General features: G+C 66.8%; 1 protein-coding gene. It reads right to left on the reverse strand.

The features are described 5' to 3' along the window. Positions 1 to 1,013: amino acid adenylation domain-containing protein (locus tag ACIP4Y_RS38440; RefSeq protein WP_401401810.1), on the reverse strand; the 1,013-nt coding region annotated here is incomplete at both ends.

The raw sequence follows: 1,013 nt of genomic DNA on the forward strand, positions 1-1,013 counted from the left end.
AGGACGACCAGGACGGGCGGGACCATGTATGCGGGGATCTTGGCCCGTAGCCACTCGCGTAGGTGCTCGGTCTCGACGGTGGCGTCGAGGGTGAGGTAGGTGATGAGGCGTTTGGTGCCTTGGGGGGTGGTGTCGGTGGTGGTGACGGCGTTGGTGACGTGGGGGTGTGTGGTGAGTGCGGTGTCGATTTCGCCGAGTTCGATGCGGTAGCCGTTGATTTTGACTTGGTGGTCTTGGCGGCCGAGGAATTCGATGGTGCCGTCGGGGTGGTAGCGGCCGAGGTCGCCGGTGCGGTAGAGGCGTTGGCCGGTGTGGGGGTGGGTGATGAAGGAGGTGGTGGTCTTGTCGTGGTCTTTCCAGTAGCCGTGGGCGGTGCCGAGGCCGCCGATGTAGATGTCGCCGGTGGCGTGCGGGGGTCGGGTGCGCATCTGGTGGTCGAGGACGTGCATGGTCTGGTTGGTCAGGGCGGTGCCGTAGGGGATGCTGGTCCAGGTGGGGTCGAGGTGGGTGATGGGGTGGTGGATGGACCAGATGGAGGCTTCGGTGGCGCCGCCGAGGCTGTGCAGGTGGATGCCGGGGAAGGTTTTCCAGGCGCGTTCGGGCAGGGTGAGGGGGATCCAGTCGCCGGAGAGCATGGCGGTGCGCAGCCCCGTCTTCGGCTGTTGTTGGGTTCGGTGTTCGGTGTAGAGCTCGAAGAGGGCGGGGACGGAGTTCCAGACCGTGACCGTGTGGGTGTCGGCGAGGTCGCTCCAGTGTTGTGGGTCGCGTTCGGTTCCGGGGTCGGGCAGGACGAGTGCGGCGCCGGTGGCGAGGGTGCCGAAGATGTCCCAGACGGAGAGGTCGAAGCTGAGGCTGGAGACGGCCAGGACGCGGTCTTGGGGGGTGAGGGCGATGCGTTGGTTGATGTCCTCGATGGTGTTGCGCGCGCCGCGGTGGTCGATCATCACGCCCTTGGGCACGCCGGTCGAGCCGGAGGTGAAGATGATGTACGCCAGATCCGTGGCCGCCCGCCG

This window comes from Streptomyces sp. NPDC088810, assembly GCF_044750305.1.
In the GTDB taxonomy this organism is placed as follows: Bacteria; Actinomycetota; Actinomycetes; order Streptomycetales; family Streptomycetaceae; genus Streptomyces.